Below are 17,937 nucleotides of genomic sequence, written 5' to 3' on the forward strand. Positions count from 1 at the left end.
CTCCTTAATCAATCACACGTACGCCTTCGACGTAAATATTGATCTTCTCGATCTGCATTCCGGTAAATTCTTCTACTTTGTATTTTACCGTTTCAATCAGATTGTCTGAGACTGTACTTATGCTGACACCGTAAGAAACAATAACGTGAAAATCAAGTGTGATCTTATTCTCTTCCGCAATTGTCACATTAATTCCATGAGAGAGATAATCACGTTTTAATAACTTAACAAGCCCATCTTTCATATTTACAGCTGCCATACCAACAATTCCAAAGCACTCAACGGCTACGGAACCTGCATAGGTCGCAATGACATCTTCATCAATCAAAATCTTTCCAAATTGTGTGTCCATTTGTCCTTTCATACAATATCCTCCAATGAAATACTGACGTAGTTAGGTATATTATACCCATTTTTGCATAAAAAGCAAACACTCTTCTAAATTATTTAAAATTTTTATATTTTTTTCTTGCATTATAGAAATAGTTCTGCTAGAATATCATTGTTGTGAACTTGGACAGAACATATTCTAAGTTTAGTGAAATGCAAGGAGGTGCAATTATTATGGCAAAATGTGCAGTTTGTGAAAAAGGCGTTCATTTCGGAATCAAAGTCAGCCATTCTCATAGAAGATCAAATAGAGTTTGGAAATCAAATATCAAACGTGTTAGTTGTAAAGTAAACGGAGTTCCTAAGAAGTTATATGTATGTTCTTCTTGCTTAAGATCCGGAAAAGTTGAAAGAGCTTAGTTTTAAGCGTTGAAAGAACTGTCGCACTGCGGCAGTTCTTTTTTAATTGCAAAAAAGGAAATAACTCACGATCAGACACAATCCGATCAGGAAAATTCCAAATAATTCATTGGATAAGATCAGCATGACCATCATTCCCATTGCAAACCAGAACAGCGTATATCCCCAGATTCGTTTCATGATGGTACCCTGTCATTAAAATGTTACTATATTATATGAAAAAACACTGTTCCGTTATACCAAAAAAGCTCTGAACCCCAGAATGTTTCCGGTGCTCAGAGCTTCTCTTTATTCTTTGTCTTTTACGGAGTCTGACAAAATATCTTCCATTTCACTTGCAGCTGCATCTTTTGCACTCTGTCCATCCGTGCTCTCATCAGACTGCTTTCCAGAAGCAAATTTATTCACAAAATCAGGGATCATATCTAATATCTTTGTAATCCCATCCTGATTCTTGATGTTTACTAACTTTGTTGTTCCATTCTGGATCACAAGAACCGCACTTGGCATGATCTTTCCGCCCATACCTCCTGCTCCATTGTTTTTCTTCTCCTGTGAAAAAGCTCCTGCTGCCACTCCAAAAGAAACGTCCACTAATGGAAGGATAATCGTATCTCCGATATGAACCGCATCACCGACAACGGTTTTTGTCGTAATAAAACTGTCCATTCCTTTGAATAATGATTCTACTGTGTTGTTAAAACTGTTATCTGACATAGTCTCTCCTCCTGTTATTCGAAACTTCAAAATATAATGAGTGCAACGAATATATCACTTGCAAATACGCATAGATGCTATGCGCGAAACGCATGATATAATTTTCTGCAATTTTGATCAAAGATCACCCGGATCACTGATGCAAGTATCTGAAAAACAAATACATGTCCTTTCAGATCAAACTCTGCATCCACATACATCTGTTCCGCTTCAAAGTCCGGAACAATATTCCATCTGTTCTGATATGCCATCGGAAACATTGCAATCACGCCAAGGGTAATCCCTGTCGTATCCGGTGCCCCCGTTGAAAACCGGGCATTTAACCGCATTCTGGATGGCACGATATGTTTCAAAAGACAAACAAATTCCTTTTTTAATCTGCCAAATGCTGCCTGATATACTTTATTATGAAAAATCTTATCCCATTTACGGTATTGACGAATGAGATTACGAACCACCCTTTTTATATTCTGTAAGAAACCTGCAATTGTATTCTTCATCTTCTGAAATACACTTGTTTTTTTATGTTTTGCTATCTCCTCACTTTTTCCGGGATTTTCCTGCATGTCATCATATGTCTTCTGTTCATGTTCCGGTTTCTGCTCAATCAAAGCAGCCTGTGAGTTATCAGCATCATTTTCCTGCAGTTTTGTATCTTCCGGATTATCCATCCAGCCGTCTTCTGTGATAAATTCTTCTAGCGCATCTTCTGTGTCTTCCACAGCCTCCGCGGCATCTTCCGATTCATGAAATTTCTTTCGGAACCATAGTATCCTAAGATATTGTTCCTGTTCTCCATCTGCAAAATAAAAATAATATCCGATCAGATGAAAAAGCCATGTAACCGATCCTTCAATCTGGTATTCTTTCTTCCAGAATCCTTTTACCCGGTAAGATAATGGGTAAAATAAGATCAAAAGAAGCAATCCGATAATAATAAGAAGAAGGACAAGCAGAATCAGTCCGATGATTTTTAATATCTGAAGAAAAATCATAAGCTGTTCCTCCTCTTCTCCTTCAGATAATTCCACACATCGACATCTCCGGTATTCTGATAGGTTTCTTCGATTATTGTTGTAACAACCTGAAGTGCCTCTTCATAGCCTTTTGCCAGGCCGATCACTTTCATATGCTTCTTTGGATATCCCCTCTGCATCAATTCATTCGCAGGAATGATGTCCAGAAGATTCTCAGGGTTTGACGCAAACGAAATGACATAGATATCTATGGTTCCGGCACGATGCCTGATTTTCCATTTGATTTTACCTGCCTTCCCGGCAATCGAATCACCAACATATAATTTACTGTACCATTTCATGAACAAACCTCAAAAAGCTTTTCTAACGCTTAAAAATATTTGTGGGTTCCCCACAGATTCCTCTTCTTGAGATCCAGATATTCATTGTAAGCTTTCTCGAGAATCTGCTTTTCGTTTGCAAATTTCAAAAGATGATACGCTTCATGATATTTATAAAATCCGGAATCTACAAAGTATTCTTCTCTTTGTGGCTTACTATAATAACTCTCGCCCATCATAAGATACCAATGTACTTCTTTTTCCACCGTATCTTCCGGCACTGTAAAAGAATACTGGCTTTTTCCGACATATTTGATGATTGTTGCTGTCGCACCAGTTTCTTCAAGAACTTCTCTTGTCGCCGTTTCTTTAAATTCTTCTCCCGGCTCAACAGTTCCTTTCGGAAGTACCCATCCTTCGTATTTGTTCTTATAATTCTTGTATAACAGAAGGATTTTACCACGAAAAATTACCACACCGCCACAACTTGTTGCTTCAATCATTGCAATAACCTCCTAAGTGTGGTTTTACTTCAAAATCTAGTCTAAGTATAACTCTTTTCCTGCATTCCGTCTACTGAAAATATGCTGCAAAAACCTGCTGTGCAATCGGCACTGCATACCTTACTCCATATCCGGAATCTTCCACAACTACCGCAATTGCAATATCTTTCTGGCCATCTTTATGTGCATAGCCGACAAACCATGCATTCGTCTGATCCGAAGTATCTGACACCTGTGCAGTTCCGGTCTTTCCATATGCTGTATAAGACTGTCCCGCAAGTTTTCCTGCTGTTCCGGAAGCTGCAGCCTCCTGCATATAGGACTGCATAAAAGAAGCTTCATCCGATGATAATAGTGTTCCGTATTCTTTCGGAGAATATGTATCTACCGTAACGCCCTTATAGCTTTCTGTATGGTCAACCAGATAAGGGGTCATTAATGTACCATTATTACAGATGGTACTTGCGATCATGCACATATGCAGCGGAGATACCAGGGTATTTCCCTGGCCAATCCCGGTCTCCATGATCTGTGATCTTGGATCAGAACTGCTTAAAGAAAAGCTGCTGACCGATGATTCAAAAGAAATCGGAAGCTGCCTGTTAAAAAGCAGGGAATTACAAAGATCATTATATTTATCCAGATCCAGTGTCAGCGCAATATTCGCGTAGGAAGAATTGCAGGAATTTGCAAAAGAAGACAGCAGATCCTCTTTACCGTGTGCTTCATTTCCGGCACAGTGGATCGTTTTCCCGCTGTCCGTAAATTCTCCGTCACAGTCAAAACTGTAATTCATATAGGTGTCTGGATTTTCTCTGTAATATTCTAAGGTTGTCAGGATCTTAAATGTAGATCCCGGAGCATAACTTCCCTGTGTTGCACGATTGAAAAGCGCGGTACTTCCATCCCCGCTTACGCTCTCCCAGTTTTCAGCAATCGTATTGGGATCATAATCCGGTTTGGAAACCATCGCAAGGATTCTTCCGGTCTCCGGCTCCATAACAATCACGGCTCCATCATAACTTCCAAGTGCATCATATGCCGTCTGCTGCAAAGTATAATTCAATGTTGTAACCACATTGTCCCCGATATTTTTCTGATCCCTCAGATCGTTCACAATCTGTTCGAGGAAAAATTCATGTGATCGAAGCAGACTGAAGTTCATCTGATTCTCCAATCCTGCTTTTCCGTTTACCGAATAGCCGACAGCATGTGCAAACACGTTGGAATACGGATAACTCCTTGTTTCGGTTCCATCTGCTGCCACATCTGTTTTTGCAAGTACATATCCATCATCCGATCGGATTTCTCCCCGTACTACGTTTTTCGAAAACAGATCCTGCAGAGAATTATATGGGCTATTGATAAATTTTTCGCTTTTTACCACTTGAAAATATACAAAATATCCCATCAGACAGATAAAAAGCAAAAGGAAAATATATGTGATCACAGAAAATTCCAGATTTTTATTTCGAGAGGTCTTTGACTTTGACTTTTGCTGCTGCTTTGGTTTTTTTGCTTCCATTTATCTTTTCCTCTCCTTTCTTTTTGGCCGGTTTCTTTGCTTTTGCTTTCTGTTCCGCATTTTTTGTTACAGGCTGTATTGCCTGTTGTGATTTCATGATGTACAGTCCCTGGATAATTCCAAACAGGATCATTGTCGAAAGAAGTGAACTTCCTCCATAGCTGACAAGAGGAAGCGTTACTCCTGTAGATGGAATAAACTTGGTAACACCACCAATCGTCAGAAATACCTGAAATGCATATACCGTGCCAAGTCCAAGTGCAACAAGTTTATAGAACTGGTCTTTCATCTGCATCGCAATATTCAAAAACATAAAGAAACAACTGACGCACACCATGATCAGACACAGTGCAAATATACCACCCAGTTCCTCTGAAATTGCCGAAAAGATAAAATCCTGTGCCACAACCGGGATCTTATTCGGAAGCCCCTGGCAAAGTCCCATTCCAAACCATCCACCTGTCCCGATTGCAAACAGCGACTGGCTGATCTGATATCCTTCTTTATCAATCATGCTGAGTGGATCTTTCCATGCAAGCACACGCACTCTTACATGGCTAAACAACTTATACCCGGCAACTGCAGCAAGCGAACATGCTGCAAGGCCTCCAGCAAAATAAGCAAGCCGACGAGTTGCGACATAAATCATAACAAGATATGTAACAAAGTACAGTAAAGCGCTTCCAAGATCTTTGGATGCCACAAGGATCAGTACATGAACCGCTGCAATTACACTTGTAATAAGCAGCTGTTTCATATCTGTTGCCTGATAAAGCATGGATGCAATAAAAAAGACGTATAATATTTTCACAAATTCTGATGGCTGGATTGAAATTCCTGCGATCGAGATGGAAAGCTTTGCTCCATAGCTGACTGCTCCGGCTACCAATACCACAGAAAGTGCTGCAATTCCAACCAGAGCATATGCCCATGTAAATCTGCGGAATGATGTCATTTTCTGGAGTATGATCGGGATCAGCAGCGATAAAACTGTAGATACGATCATAATCAGAAACTGTTTTAATGCTTTATCAAAGGATATTCTTGTTAAGATCACAAGGCTGATGGCAAGAAGCATGAGCATATTATTTAACAACAGCTCGGATGCCTTTTTGTAAAAAAGATGATACACCAGCTGGATTCCGATAAACAGAATAAGCTGCATCAGATAAAAGCCGATCACCTGTACATTCTGTGTATTCAGATAAATAACAAGAAACGCATCGAAATGTATGAAATACATGATTCCGCGCTGCCTTGAATAAATAGCCATCTGCCTTTTCGGTCTATTTTCAAACCGAAACACATGAAAGCACTCAAACGTATAAACCATAAAAAGCAGGATCATCAGATATTTTGATGCCTGTGTCACTAAATGAAGCATGTTTATTCTACTCCTCGCTTATAATGTCCATTCGTAAATTCCTGCATGCCGGATGCAGTGATCCGCTCACCGTTTAGGATCTTTTGAAACATTGTTAAAACTTCTTTTGTCTGTTTTTCTGTTTCAATGGTAAACTGAAGCCGGAAACCATTCAGATTCATTTCTGTGAGTTCCGTATAACAGTGCAGCAAAGATACCGGCAAAGAATTATAAATGATATTATAGCACTCATTGCAGTTATTTCTGACCGGGAAGTCCTTCTGATAACGATCCTTTAGCCACATGATCTGCGGTTTACGATCACATCGGACCGTATTACAGTGCACACACTGTGCAGATGTCATCAGAGGATAACGTCCATAAACGATGATTTCGCTTTGTGCATTTTCTCTGTGACGGATTTCGTTACGGTTCAGTTCAATTGGAACGGTATTTCCGTTTATTCCATATTCAGCAAACGTATCTACCGCATAATTATTATAGGTATACATATTATGATCGATATAAACTTCCAGACTTTCTTTCAGATCCGAAGCAAATTGCAGTTCTTCATAATTTTTTACAACAATACCGTCGATTCCGGAATCCAGTAAACTTTCCTGATTTTTTTTATAAAATTCCGATGTGCTTTGACGGAAAATTGCAGGAAGAATAAACTGTGCCTTTTTCCCGGCTCCGTGAATCCGGTTCACATCTTCCTTCAGATCACTCCAGATTGTCTGGTTGCTATACGCTGTGGAATCCATATAAACATCCGTGATCCAGGCATATTGCAGTATTGCCGGTAACAGGGTTCTTTGTTCGGTTGCTGCGATATAGCGTTTCGGGCTTCGAACATTCTTTACCAGCTGTCTTTCAATATTTCCGGCTTTCTGATCTGCTTCTTTTCTTTGCACCGGTTCAAGCAGCTGATCCTGCAATTTCTGCAATGCATCTCTTCGCAGCTGGTTCATAGCTCCAACCGGCATAAACGCATCTGCGTCCATTTCAATTGATAGATTCTGAAAAACAAACGAAGTATCTCCGGTCTTTTTAAAACGCTTTTCAACTTCTTCTTTTAATAAAGGCTTTTTTTCGGCCTGCTGTACCACATTTCCCGTCACAATGGCCTCTGTTTTTCCATCCGAAACCTTAAACTCTGCTGCTTCTCCCTTTCGAAGTCTGAGTATTCCATCGATTCCGATTTTGGATTCTGTCTGTGCATATTGTTCCGTAATACGGTTCTGTAATGTTTCATTGGCCTTCTGATGGTTCGGCTTTGTAAAGGTGATCATATCTTTACCATTATGTCTGGTAAAATAAGCATTGGTAAATCCACTGCGGTTGCCAAGATCTAAAATATCCTTCTGATCCTGTTTCGTCACATGAACCGCTCCCTCTGACGAATTCATGAACTGATCCACATATTTGCGATAATAAGAAACAACGCCTGCCGCGTACTGAACCTGTTTCATTCTGCCTTCGATCTTCAATGAATAAATTCCGGCTTCATTCATCTTCGGAAGAAATTCAATCCCACACATATCCTTCGGACTTAATACATAGGAATCTTTGCTGATTTCCCTGTGCGCTGCATCATATACCGAATATGCCAGACGGCACGGCTGTGCGCATCTTCCTCTGTTTCCGCTTCTTCCTCCCAGCATACTGCTCATCAGACATTGTCCCGAATAACAGTAACACAGAGCACCATGCACAAAGGTTTCGATCTCAATGTCAACATTCTCATGGATTTCCCGGATCTCATCGAGGGACATTTCTCTTGCAGTTACAACTCTGCTCGCACCAAGTTCCTTCATCAGACGTGCTCCCATAACTCCGGTAACCGTCATCTGCGTGCTTGCATGGATCGGAAGATCTGGAAAATACGTTTTTATATACGTGATTGCTCCGATATCCTGTACAATCACTGCATCCAGGCCATGTTTGTAATACGGCAGCAGATACTCATATAACGGAGTTCCAATCTCCTGATTTTTCATAAGTGTATTCACAGTAAGATAGATTTTCTTTCCTCTCAGATGTGCATAATCCAGCGCTTCCAGCAGCTCTTCTTCTGAAAAATTATTTGCATATGCGCGTGCGCCATACTGGCTTCCACCTACATAAACTGCATCTGCTCCGGCTTCGATCACTGCTTTCAATATTTCAAACGAACCTGCCGGTGCAAGTATCTCAAATTTATTTTTGGTCATTTCCTATCCTTTCCCAAAATGTATAAAGGGGACAGAAACATAATCTCCGTCCCCTGTAAAACCATAATTATTTATCTTCAGAATCTTTACAATCTGATGCAGCTTTCTCATCGTCCGGATGTTTTCCATCCAAAAGTGCCTCTTCCAGAGTCGCTTCCAGTCTTGTCTTGTTAAGTAAAAGTTCCTGATTTGCTGCCTTTAATTCTTTTACCGAAGCCTCCGCTGACTCTGTCTTAATCTGATTGGAGATCAGATCATGTTTCAGATCATATATTTCTTTATCTTTCTGTTCAAGATCACGTTCTAATTTCTCCACCTGAGATCTGGCCTTAAAATAATCATCTGCAATATTAAGCTGTATCAAAGCAGCTTTCATATTAGAAGGAATATGTTTATAATCCTCCAGCTTGTTATATTCCGCAATCTTATTATTGATATAGGCTGCAACCTTCTGCAGATAATCTTCACCTTCATACCCGCTTAATGTATATACCTTGCCATCTATCACAACTTCCACATTTGTTTTTGCAGACATTTCGTATCCTCCAGTCCGTGACCCACAATATCTGGTAATATTATAACTTTGTTGGGATTTTCCGTCAATCTATTTTGCAATTCCAAAGTGTTCATATGCAAGATCTGTGACTACACGACCTTTTGGTGTCCGGTTGATAAATCCATTCTTCACAAGATATGGTTCGTATACATCCTCGATTGTACCGGAATCTTCTCCCAGCGCAGCTGCAAGTGTATCCAGTCCGACAGGTCCTCCCTGAAATTTTTCAATGATCGTCATAAGAATATTTCTGTCATTCTGATCCAGTCCGTATTTGTCCACTTCCAGAAGGTTCAACGCAAAATCAGCTACTTCAAATGTAATTTTACCATCATATTTTACTTCCGCGAAATCACGAACACGTTTTAAAAGACGGTTGGCAAGTCTCGGTGTTCCTCTGGAACGTCTTGCCATCTCATATGCACCTTTCTCATCAATGTCAACCTGAAGTTTCGCTGCAGAATGAAGAATGATACTTTTTAATTCATCTACCGTATAGTACTCCATGTGACTGACAACACCAAATCTGTCACGAAGAGGTGCCGACAGCATACCTGCTCTTGTCGTAGCTCCAACCAGGGTAAATTTCGGGAGATCCAGTCGTATGGATCTTGCCGACTCTCCCTTTCCAATCATGACATCAATCGCATAATCTTCCATTGCAGGATAAAGGACTTCTTCGACCTGTCTGTTCAATCTGTGGATCTCATCCACAAACAAAACATCACCTTCTGAAAGATTATTCAATATTGCAGCCATTTCTCCCGGCTTTCCAATGGCCGGTCCGGAAGTTATTTTGATATGTGTTCCCATCTCATTTGCAATAATTCCGGCAAGTGTCGTCTTTCCAAGCCCCGGCGGTCCGTAAAATAATACATGATCGAGAGCCTCTCCTCTTTGTTTTGCAGCTTCTATATATACTTTAAGATTGGATTTTATCTTTTCCTGACCAATATAGTCTTTCAACTGCTGCGGTCTTAAACTTGTTTCAATCTTCAGATCCTCTTCCTGGATCTGGGTTGAGATAACCCGTCTCTCCATGTTCTCCCTCTTTACTTACAATTCCTTATAATGCCATATGTTTCAATGCCGCTTTTAATACGTCTTCCACGCCCATCTCATCTGTGATCTCTACTGCTGAAACTGCCTTTAAGCTTTCTGTAGAAGAATATCCAAGTGCAGTAAGGGCAAGCACTGCATCGTTTTTGGTCTGACTTCCTTCGGGATTTTTCTGCATCTGAACATGTTCTGTTTTCTTTTCAAATGCATCTTCCAGACTCATCTTATCCTTCAATTCCAGAATTACTCTCTGCGCCGTCTTCGCACCAATACCAGGTGCTTTTGCAATGGCCTTTGCATCTCCTGCAAGAACCGCAAAACGCAGATCATCCGAAGACAATGCTGAAAGAATACCAAGTGCTCCCTTCGGTCCGATTCCGCTCACTCCGATCAGCAGCTTAAATACTTCAAGATCATCCTTATCAAGGAATCCGTAAAGAATCATTGCATCTTCCCTGAGATACAGATAGGTATATACTTTTATTTCATTCCCGGTATCCGGAAGATAATCAAATGCCTGTCCCGGAATAAATATCATATATCCGATTCCTCCGGCTTCGATGACAATATGATCCGGATTAATTTCTGCAAGTTCACCTTTTATGTATGAATACATTCGATGATGATTCCTTTCTTTTTCAACTGTTATTTATGTTTCTTTTAATTCGTGGAATGATCTCATTTGCCAGAATCCCGACCAAAAATCCGGTAACTGCTCCGGACACAAGAAGCACCGGGACATAATACATAATGTGAATATTATTCACAAGTATGGCTGCAAAGATCATCTGACCAATGTTGTGAAAAATTCCTCCCAGGACGCTGACCGACAGAACATGAAGCTTTAAAAATCTCATTGCACAAAGCATGACAAAAAAACTTAAAACGCCTCCTGCAAAGGAATAGACTATGCTGAATGCATTGCCAAACATAAATCCGGAAAGCAGGATTCGAAGCATAGATACACAAAAAGCCTCTTTTGCTCCTACCAGATATAACATTAATAATACGACAATATTCGTCAGTCCCAGTTTAATTCCCGGGATTCCAAAATTAATCGGAATCAATGTTTCCACATAACTGCAGATCAATGCTGCCGCAAGAAACATTCCCATCTGTGCTGTTTTTTGCTTCATATTTTTATCCTATCAGTTTGCAACTGCATCCATGTCACTTTTCTCATTGCTTTCCACCGTGACAACCACTTTATTAGGCAGACAGACAATTGTTTCTCCATCTCTTGAAATTGCTTTCTGTTGTACACATAAAAGATCCGGGCAGTCCGCATCTGTCATATCTGCTTTCTGGTCTGCAATCGTAAGCGTATTTGTCACTTTTCCATCTTTTTTGATCTCAACAACCTGATCTTCATCCAGCTGGTACTCACCATATACTTCCCCGTCTACAGTAACAACAGCAATCGCACCCTTATCACCATGTCCAAGATAGTAATATCCAAGCAGAACCAGACAGACTACTGCTGTCACAAGTAAAAAAATCATGTCCCGTTTCCGGATTTTTCTATGCATGATCTGCGACCTTTCCAAGATAATAAAATCCCTTACATTCTTCAAGCGTAACCTGATAAATATTTCCGATCATATCCTCTGTTCCCGGGAAATGTACAACCGAATTATTTTCCAGACGTCCTGTGATAAGTGAACTGTCGTGTTCATTTACCTCTTCTGCAAGTACCGGAACCGTTTTTCCTTCTAAGAGCTGGGATTTATGGCTTGAAATATCCTGCACTTCTTTCAGCAGGCGGTCAAAACGGTCTTTGATCACCTCTTCCGGAATCTGATCTTCCATTGTTGCAGCAGGTGTTCCTGTTCGTTTCGAATAAATGAAGGTAAACGCACTGTCATACTGTACACGTTTTACCACATCCATAGTCTCTTCAAAATCTTCTTCCGTCTCGCCCGGGAATCCCACAATAATATCCGTTGTAAGTGCGATATCCGGAATCGCTTTACGTATCTTGTCCACTAATGTCAGATACTGTTCTTTATCGTAATGGCGGTTCATCTTTTTTAAGATTCTTGAGCTTCCGGACTGTAATGGAAGGTGCAGATGTCCGCAGACTTTATCACAGTCTTTCATCGCTTCGATCAGCTCATCAGACAGATCTTTCGGATGTGAAGTCATAAAACGGATACGCTTTAATCCCTCTATCTTATTCACCTCGCGTAAAAGCTGTGCAAATGTAACCGGATTCTCAAGATTCTTTCCATATGAATTTACATTCTGGCCAAGGAGCATAACTTCACACACGCCATCTTGTACAAGTCCTTCGATTTCACGGATAATATCCTTCGGCTCCCTGCTTCTTTCTCTTCCGCGCACATACGGAACGATACAGTAACTGCAGAAATTATTGCAGCCAAACATGATATTTACTCCGGATTTGAAAGAGAATTTACGTTTTACCGGGAGATCCTCAACAATTTTATCTGTGTCTTTCCATACATCAATGATCTGTGAGTCTGACTCCAGGCACCGGCACACAAGTTCTGCAAATTTATAGATATTATGCGTTCCAAATACCAGATTTACAAAACGATAACTTTTACGGATTTTCTCAACAACTGTAGGTTCCTGCATCATGCAGCCACACAATGCAATCACCATATCCGGATTTTTCTTTTTATAATTGGACAGATAACCAAGTCTTCCATATACCTTGTTGTTGGCATTCTCTCTGACCGTGCAGGTATTGTAGATCACAAAATCTGCATGTTCGTCTTCTGCTTCTGTATAACCAATTGTTTCAAGTATGCCAACAAGCTTTTCCGAATCCCTTGCATTCATCTGGCAGCCGAACGTATTTACGCAGAAAGTCAAAGGTCTTCCTTTCTCTTTTGCCTTTGCAGCAACATATGCCTTTGCCTTCTCCATATATTCATACTGGAGTTTTGCCTCTTCTTCACTTGTTGTATGATTTAATGTTTCTAAACCTCTCATATAATCCTCTCAAATTTTACTTTCTTATCTGACCGTTACCATAGATAATATATTTGGTACTTGTCAATGCGTCAAGTCCCATCGGACCTCTTGCATGAAGTTTTTGTGTGCTGATTCCGATTTCAGCTCCAAATCCAAATTCATTTCCATCTGTAAATCTGGTAGACGCGTTCACATATACACAGGCGGCATCCACTTCATTCAGGAATTTCTGTGCTTCATCATAATCCTTTGTAATAATCGCCTCTGAATGTCCGGTATTGTAACGGTTAATATGTCCGATTGCCTCATCAATGGAATCCACAATCTTAACAGACATAATGTAATCTAAATATTCTTTTCCCCAATCTTCCTCTGTTGCCGGTTTTACCAGTTCTTTTGCCGCTCCCAGATACTGTAGTGCACGTTCATCTCCACGGAGCTCTACATTACTTTCTTTTAATTTTGTATACAGTTTTGGAAGAAATTCTGCTGCAATTGCCGAGTGAACGATCAGAGATTCTGCTGCATTGCATACACCGATTCTCTGAGTCTTTGCATTGTTGATAATATTGATTGCCATATCAAAATCTGCTGTTTCATCCACATAGATATGACAGTTACCGGTTCCTGTCTCGATAACCGGAATAGTTGCCTGATTGACAACAGCCTGGATCAGGCCTTTTCCGCCTCTTGGAATTAAAACATCCACATAGCGGTTCATCTTCATAAATTCTGCTGCAGTCTCTCTGGAAGTATCCTCGATCAGGCTCAAAGCAGTCTCCGGAACACCTTCCATTGTCAGAGCAGCTTTTAAGGCTTTGACAATCGCAATATTCGAATGGATTGCGTCACTTCCACCCTTTAGGATCACGCAGTTTCCTGTTTTAAAACATAAGCCAAACGCATCCGAGGTCACATTTGGACGTGCTTCGAAAATAATTCCGATCACACCAATCGGAACTCTTCTTTTCCCAATGATCAGACCGTTTGGACGTTTTTTCATGGATAATACTTCTCCGATCGGATCATCCAGCGCCGCCACCTGCTTTAACCCGTCAGCCATAGACTGGATCCGGTCATGATTCAGTGTAAGACGATCTAAAAGTCCCTCCGGCATCTGGTTCTTTTTTCCATTTTCAACATCGATTGCATTGGCTTCAAGTATCTCTTTTTCCTGCTTTAACAGCATATCTGCAGCACTTATTAATACCCGGTTCTTGCTGTCGCATCCAAGCATTCCAATCTGATTTTTCACTTCACATGCATTCTTACACAATTCTTCCAGATTCACCATTGCACTCTACCTTCCTTTTCTCCGTAATCACGATATCCATTTTTCTGTCAAACCTATCACTTTTCCATGTATCGTTCTCTAACTGCATCTCATATGAGGCGCCGATCAGATAAATCTTTCCGGGATAATGATTCAGATATCTGTCATAATATCCTTTTCCATATCCGATCCTTTCTCCCGAAATGGAAAAAGCCACTCCCGGCACAACCATCACGGCCTCCGGCACTGGCTTATATGCAGGACAGCTTTTTACCGGTTCCATGATATGAAAACTTCCCATTTCAAGTTCTGCTTTACCATTCACCTGATAAAACTCCATATTCGTTCCGCGTACTCTTGGTAAAAAAACTTTCTTTCCGTCTTCCCATGCCTTTTCCATCAGCCACTCCAAAGATACTTCATTGTTCACAGACACATATAATAACAGATTTTCTGTTTTCTGATACCAGGATTCTTTTTCAATTGTCTCACAGATCATCCGGCTGCAAATCCTGCACTGTTCTGCCGTCAGCCGGCTTCTTTCCCTCTTTTTGCTTTGCCGGATCTGCGCTTTCTCATTATCCGTGCTTTCACTATGAATTTCTTTTTTTCTTTCCATATTTTTCGCCAAGATTTTCAATTGTTCCGTCTTCGTTCACCATATCTATATTGTTTAACTGGCTTACTAAATTTCCACGCACACTTGCAATAAATTCCTTGCGCAAAAGATCCTGCTCTTTTTTCTCTTCGTTTGTCAGTCCTTCTGCCTTAGACTTTTTGTATAATTCATTAATTCGATCAATCTTCTCTTTTGTCATTCTTCTATCCTATACTTTCCATAATAAAATCCGCCAGTCTGAAATTCGGATTACTGTTTGCATGAAACAGTGTTCCCGTATAATCTTCTCCTTCAAAAATCTGGTGGAGAACACTCACATCATTTCCGTTTGCAATGATCATATCGGCTCCGGAAAATGTTGCAATCTTCGCTGCGGTCAGTTTTGTAGCCATTCCCCCAGTACCAACATTACTTCCTGTGCTTCCCTTTGCCATCTCATATATCTTCTCATCAAGTGTCGACACCTCACGGATCAGCTGTGCTTTCGGATTCTTATGTGGATCATCTGTATAAAGGCCGTCAATATCCGAAAGAAGAATCAGCATATCTGCGCCGATCAAAGATGCAACAAGTGCTGAAAGCGTATCATTATCACCAAACTGCATCTCGTATGTACTAACCGTATCATTTTCATTTACAATTGGAATTACGCCAAGATGAAACAATTCATCAAATGTATTTTTGGCATTGTTCCGTGAAACAGGATTGATCATCGTGTTTTTTGTGATCAGCACCTGACCTGCCGCATGATTATATTCTCCGAACAGTTTCTGATATGTCATCATAAGCTTCGCCTGCCCAACTGCTGCACAGGCCTGCTTGGTAGAAATGTCTGATGGTCTTTCTTTCATGCCGATCGATTGTCTACCAACCGCGATTGCTCCAGAACTTACCAGGCAGACATCCATTCCCTGGTTCTGAAGATCACAAAGTTCTCTGACCATTTTTTCCATCTTTGTAAAATTCAATCCACCTGTCTGTTCATGTGTCAAAGATGAAGAACCTATCTTAATTACAATCCTTCTGCAGCGTTTTGACGTATTCTCGCTCATTTTTCCATCCTCTAAGTTTATTCAATTCAAATTCATGTCACTCGTTTCATTATAATGAAAACATGAAGGAAAGGCAAGATTAGGTTTTATTCTACAAATCTTTTTTCAAATTCCTGTACAGAATATGGCTTTCCAAACAGATATCCCTGTATATAATCAGCCCCCAGATTTCTAAGATCCATAAGTTCCTCAGATTTTTCAATTCCTTCAATGCAGATTGTCAGATTCAGACTGTGTGCCATATCGATAATCTGGTTCATCAGTTTATGCTCATACTGATTCTGAATCGCTTTCATGGTAAATGAACGGTCTATTTTAATATAATCCGGGCGAAGATCTCCAAGACAGTGCAGATTGGAGTAACCGGTACCAAAATCATCCAGTACAACCTGAATTCCATTATTTTTCAGTCCATTCCATAATTTCTGAAAATGTGGTCCGGAATCCAGATATCCACTCTCCGTTACCTCAATTCCAACGCTCGATGGTTTAATTCCATACATTCTGACGGTATCAAGGATTTCATCTAATGCATTGCTCTTTATCACCTGTACATAGGAAAGATTGACATTGATCCGAAAATCAGGAATTGCCTTCTGCCACTTTTTACATGTTGCAACAGCCTCTCTGAGAATCCATTTTCCAGCCGGAATAATCAGCCCTGTCTGCTCTAAAATCGGAATAAATTCTACCGGTGAAATCGGCTCCATTTTGCCGTCCTCATCCTCCGATGGCATTGAAAACCGCATCAGAGCCTCTGCTCCAACAAGCCGGTATGTCTTTGCGTCTACAATTGGCTGGAAATATATTTCAAAGCCCTGAAAGTCATGATTGACTGCATGATGAAGATTTCGCGTAATCAGTCTTTTCCGACGGAATCTGTCATATGTTTCCTGTTCAAAAATATAATAACTGTTTCTCCCCAGATTTTTTGCTTCATTCAATGTAAACTCGCTTAATTTCAGTGTTGCATCATATCCGCCATACAAACCTTCCGTATCTAAAATACCGGCTGAAATTGTAAAAACAGCCTGATATTTATTTTGCTCAATAAAACGGTCAATACTTCTTCGGATCTGCTTATATAAAACGACCGCATCACTTGTCTTAGCCCCAGAGAAATCAACAATCATAAATTCATCAGCCACAATTCGAAACAACCGCTGTTCTTCCCCCAGATTGTTCTGAATGCATTCTGCGACCTGGCGCAAAACAAAATCTCCATATTTCATTCCCAGATTACCATTGATATCCCCCAGATTATCAATGCCAATTCTCATAAAATATCCTTCTGGAAAATTATCATCATAATCTCTGATCATATCATAAAAACTGGATTCTCCTAAAAGCCCACTGATATTATCCGCTTTCTGCCGTTCACCGATCTCATTGATACATCCGATCAAAAAATGCGGATTTCCATTTTCGTCATCGAGCACCCGTCCTCTGCAGTTGATCCAGATCGACTGGTGTTTCCTGTCCAGCCACCGGTAATACAGATCATGGAATTTCTTCTTTCCACTTTTTATTTCATTAATTTCTTTTATCAGCATCTCAATATCATTTGCATCTACAAATTGTCTGTGTTTCGCAGCTGCATCTTCAAAAGAATCACCCGGAAGACAAAACCGCTCTGTCGCATGCTCTGAAATACGATAATAGTCATTCTGCAGATCATATACATATAAATAATCATCCATACACGGATTATATAGCTGAATCATTTTTTCAAATTGTTCTTTTGAAATCTCCGAATACGCATCCTGCATGATTGCTCCCCTCCAATTTCTGTTATTCACCTTCAGTATCTTTATTATGATAGTACTTCTCTCACTCTTCAAAGTCAACAATCTGTTCCATACAACTTTTCTCTTTTGAATATAGATATTTCCTTATCATTGTGATATGGTATGAAGTAAGAGAAACACTATACGGTTGGTAGTGTCAAATAAGATATGAAAAAACTGAGTTAAAAAATTAGGCTCAGATGAACCTTGAAAATTGTAGATATTAGAGGTTGTGGCAGACGTCCGCCACCCTTGACAGCACGAAAAAGAACTGCTG

The 17,937-nt window shown here is 40.2% G+C and carries 21 protein-coding genes; 1 reads left to right on the top strand and 20 read right to left on the bottom strand.

The window, feature by feature from the left end; translation table 11 throughout:
• Positions 1-4 precede the first annotated feature (4 nt).
• Positions 5-364, bottom strand: a complete 360-nt coding sequence (locus FYJ75_RS12520) for an Asp23/Gls24 family envelope stress response protein (protein WP_154430761.1) — start codon at positions 362-364, stop codon at positions 5-7.
• Positions 365-564: 200 nt separating this feature from the next.
• On the opposite strand from FYJ75_RS12520, the gene rpmB reads away from it, so the two are divergent.
• A complete protein-coding gene (gene rpmB / locus FYJ75_RS12525) occupies positions 565-750 on the top strand; it encodes a 50S ribosomal protein L28 (protein ID WP_154430762.1) in 186 nt (61 codons plus the stop codon).
• A 42-nt stretch (positions 751-792) separates the two neighbouring features.
• Here rpmB and FYJ75_RS14370 read toward each other — a convergent pair whose 3' ends face one another.
• The 19 genes from FYJ75_RS14370 to FYJ75_RS12615 all read right to left on the bottom strand — a co-directional run bounded on the left by FYJ75_RS14370 (position 793) and on the right by FYJ75_RS12615 (position 17,642).
• Complete coding sequence (locus tag FYJ75_RS14370; RefSeq protein ID WP_195839022.1) at positions 793-930, bottom strand: hypothetical protein; 138 nt, start codon at positions 928-930, stop codon at positions 793-795.
• 108 nt (positions 931-1,038) lie between these two features.
• Positions 1,039-1,467: a GerW family sporulation protein gene (locus FYJ75_RS12530; protein ID WP_154430763.1), complete on the bottom strand. Its 429-nt coding sequence runs from the start codon at positions 1,465-1,467 to the stop codon at positions 1,039-1,041.
• A gap of 77 nt (positions 1,468-1,544) precedes the next feature.
• Positions 1,545-2,498, bottom strand: coding sequence for a hypothetical protein (locus FYJ75_RS12535; protein WP_195839024.1), 954 nt, complete (start codon positions 2,496-2,498; stop codon positions 1,545-1,547).
• A complete protein-coding gene (locus tag FYJ75_RS12540) occupies positions 2,459-2,785 on the bottom strand; it encodes a hypothetical protein (protein WP_154430765.1) in 327 nt (108 codons plus the stop codon). Before FYJ75_RS12540 ends, FYJ75_RS12535 begins: the two co-directional genes overlap by 40 nt.
• A 29-nt stretch (positions 2,786-2,814) precedes the next feature.
• Complete coding sequence (locus FYJ75_RS12545) at positions 2,815-3,267, bottom strand: NUDIX hydrolase (protein WP_154430766.1); 453 nt, start codon at positions 3,265-3,267, stop codon at positions 2,815-2,817.
• Positions 3,268-3,337: 70 nt separating this feature from the next.
• A complete protein-coding gene (locus FYJ75_RS12550) occupies positions 3,338-4,792 on the bottom strand; it encodes a peptidoglycan D,D-transpeptidase FtsI family protein (protein ID WP_195839026.1) in 1,455 nt (484 codons plus the stop codon).
• Complete coding sequence (locus tag FYJ75_RS12555) at positions 4,734-6,176, bottom strand: FtsW/RodA/SpoVE family cell cycle protein (protein WP_154430767.1); 1,443 nt, start codon at positions 6,174-6,176, stop codon at positions 4,734-4,736. The genes FYJ75_RS12550 and FYJ75_RS12555 overlap by 59 nt, the downstream gene beginning before the upstream one ends.
• 2 nt (positions 6,177-6,178) lie before the next feature.
• Positions 6,179-8,371, bottom strand: a complete 2,193-nt coding sequence (locus FYJ75_RS12560; RefSeq protein ID WP_154430768.1) for a U32 family peptidase — start codon at positions 8,369-8,371, stop codon at positions 6,179-6,181.
• A 67-nt stretch (positions 8,372-8,438) separates the two neighbouring features.
• A complete protein-coding gene (locus tag FYJ75_RS12565; protein WP_154430769.1) occupies positions 8,439-8,906 on the bottom strand; it encodes a cell division protein ZapA in 468 nt (155 codons plus the stop codon).
• A 69-nt stretch (positions 8,907-8,975) separates the two neighbouring features.
• Positions 8,976-9,968: a Holliday junction branch migration DNA helicase RuvB gene (gene ruvB, locus FYJ75_RS12570; protein WP_154430770.1), complete on the bottom strand. Its 993-nt coding sequence runs from the start codon at positions 9,966-9,968 to the stop codon at positions 8,976-8,978.
• 25 nt (positions 9,969-9,993) lie between these two features.
• The gene (gene ruvA / locus FYJ75_RS12575; RefSeq protein WP_154430771.1) at positions 9,994-10,602 is read right to left on the bottom strand and encodes a Holliday junction branch migration protein RuvA; all 609 of its coding nucleotides are present in this window, start codon (positions 10,600-10,602) and stop codon (positions 9,994-9,996) included.
• Positions 10,603-10,624: 22 nt separating this feature from the next.
• On the bottom strand, positions 10,625-11,122 hold the full coding sequence (locus tag FYJ75_RS12580; RefSeq protein WP_154430772.1) for a Gx transporter family protein: 498 nt from the start codon (positions 11,120-11,122) through the stop codon (positions 10,625-10,627).
• A 12-nt stretch (positions 11,123-11,134) separates the two neighbouring features.
• Entirely contained in the window at positions 11,135-11,488 is a 354-nt protein-coding gene (locus FYJ75_RS12585) for a NusG domain II-containing protein (RefSeq protein ID WP_235907103.1), read from the bottom strand.
• Between the two features lie 19 nt (positions 11,489-11,507).
• Positions 11,508-12,947 (bottom strand): tRNA (N6-isopentenyl adenosine(37)-C2)-methylthiotransferase MiaB, encoded by a 1,440-nt coding sequence (miaB, locus tag FYJ75_RS12590; protein ID WP_154430774.1) that lies wholly within the window; start codon positions 12,945-12,947, stop codon positions 11,508-11,510.
• A 16-nt stretch (positions 12,948-12,963) separates the two neighbouring features.
• Positions 12,964-14,220 (bottom strand): glutamate-5-semialdehyde dehydrogenase, encoded by a 1,257-nt coding sequence (locus FYJ75_RS12595; RefSeq protein ID WP_328596945.1) that lies wholly within the window; start codon positions 14,218-14,220, stop codon positions 12,964-12,966.
• On the bottom strand, positions 14,198-14,821 hold the full coding sequence (locus FYJ75_RS12600; protein WP_154430776.1) for a 5-formyltetrahydrofolate cyclo-ligase: 624 nt from the start codon (positions 14,819-14,821) through the stop codon (positions 14,198-14,200). Before FYJ75_RS12600 ends, FYJ75_RS12595 begins: the two co-directional genes overlap by 23 nt.
• A complete protein-coding gene (locus FYJ75_RS12605; protein WP_154430777.1) occupies positions 14,796-15,020 on the bottom strand; it encodes a DUF896 domain-containing protein in 225 nt (74 codons plus the stop codon). The genes FYJ75_RS12600 and FYJ75_RS12605 overlap by 26 nt, the downstream gene beginning before the upstream one ends.
• Positions 15,021-15,024: 4 nt before the next feature.
• Positions 15,025-15,873, bottom strand: a complete 849-nt coding sequence (proB, locus tag FYJ75_RS12610) for a glutamate 5-kinase (protein WP_154430778.1) — start codon at positions 15,871-15,873, stop codon at positions 15,025-15,027.
• A gap of 86 nt (positions 15,874-15,959) precedes the next feature.
• Positions 15,960-17,642 carry a bifunctional diguanylate cyclase/phosphodiesterase gene (locus FYJ75_RS12615; RefSeq protein WP_154430779.1) on the bottom strand — a complete coding sequence of 561 codons (1,683 nt, stop codon included), beginning with the start codon at positions 17,640-17,642 and terminating at the stop codon, positions 15,960-15,962.
• Positions 17,643-17,937 lie beyond the last annotated feature (295 nt).

Source organism: Roseburia porci (assembly GCF_009695765.1).
Lineage (GTDB): Bacteria > Bacillota > Clostridia > Lachnospirales > Lachnospiraceae > Roseburia > Roseburia porci.

Excerpts from the sequence above, each read along its gene's own strand:
- FYJ75_RS12600 (WP_154430776.1), bottom strand. The coding sequence starts at position 14,821 with ATGGAAAGAAAAAAAGAAATTCATAGTGAAAGCACGGATAATGAGAAA.
- FYJ75_RS12565 (WP_154430769.1), bottom strand. The coding sequence starts at position 8,906 with ATGTCTGCAAAAACAAATGTGGAAGTTGTGATAGATGGCAAGGTATAT.
- FYJ75_RS12530 (WP_154430763.1), bottom strand. The coding sequence starts at position 1,467 with ATGTCAGATAACAGTTTTAACAACACAGTAGAATCATTATTCAAAGGA.
- ruvB (WP_154430770.1), bottom strand. The coding sequence starts at position 9,968 with ATGGAGAGACGGGTTATCTCAACCCAGATCCAGGAAGAGGATCTGAAG.
- ruvA (WP_154430771.1), bottom strand. The coding sequence starts at position 10,602 with ATGTATTCATACATAAAAGGTGAACTTGCAGAAATTAATCCGGATCAT.
- miaB (WP_154430774.1), bottom strand. The coding sequence starts at position 12,947 with ATGAGAGGTTTAGAAACATTAAATCATACAACAAGTGAAGAAGAGGCA.
- FYJ75_RS14370 (WP_195839022.1), bottom strand. The coding sequence starts at position 930 with ATGAAACGAATCTGGGGATATACGCTGTTCTGGTTTGCAATGGGAATG.
- FYJ75_RS12550 (WP_195839026.1), bottom strand. The coding sequence starts at position 4,792 with ATGGAAGCAAAAAAACCAAAGCAGCAGCAAAAGTCAAAGTCAAAGACC.
- proB (WP_154430778.1), bottom strand. The coding sequence starts at position 15,873 with ATGAGCGAGAATACGTCAAAACGCTGCAGAAGGATTGTAATTAAGATA.
- FYJ75_RS12585 (WP_235907103.1), bottom strand. The coding sequence starts at position 11,488 with ATGATTTTTTTACTTGTGACAGCAGTAGTCTGTCTGGTTCTGCTTGGA.
- rpmB (WP_154430762.1), top strand. The coding sequence starts at position 565 with ATGGCAAAATGTGCAGTTTGTGAAAAAGGCGTTCATTTCGGAATCAAA.
- FYJ75_RS12520 (WP_154430761.1), bottom strand. The coding sequence starts at position 364 with ATGAAAGGACAAATGGACACACAATTTGGAAAGATTTTGATTGATGAA.
- FYJ75_RS12555 (WP_154430767.1), bottom strand. The coding sequence starts at position 6,176 with ATGCTTCATTTAGTGACACAGGCATCAAAATATCTGATGATCCTGCTT.
- FYJ75_RS12605 (WP_154430777.1), bottom strand. The coding sequence starts at position 15,020 with ATGACAAAAGAGAAGATTGATCGAATTAATGAATTATACAAAAAGTCT.
- FYJ75_RS12615 (WP_154430779.1), bottom strand. The coding sequence starts at position 17,642 with ATGCAGGATGCGTATTCGGAGATTTCAAAAGAACAATTTGAAAAAATG.
- FYJ75_RS12545 (WP_154430766.1), bottom strand. The coding sequence starts at position 3,267 with ATGATTGAAGCAACAAGTTGTGGCGGTGTGGTAATTTTTCGTGGTAAA.
- FYJ75_RS12580 (WP_154430772.1), bottom strand. The coding sequence starts at position 11,122 with ATGAAGCAAAAAACAGCACAGATGGGAATGTTTCTTGCGGCAGCATTG.
- FYJ75_RS12540 (WP_154430765.1), bottom strand. The coding sequence starts at position 2,785 with ATGAAATGGTACAGTAAATTATATGTTGGTGATTCGATTGCCGGGAAG.
- FYJ75_RS12560 (WP_154430768.1), bottom strand. The coding sequence starts at position 8,371 with ATGACCAAAAATAAATTTGAGATACTTGCACCGGCAGGTTCGTTTGAA.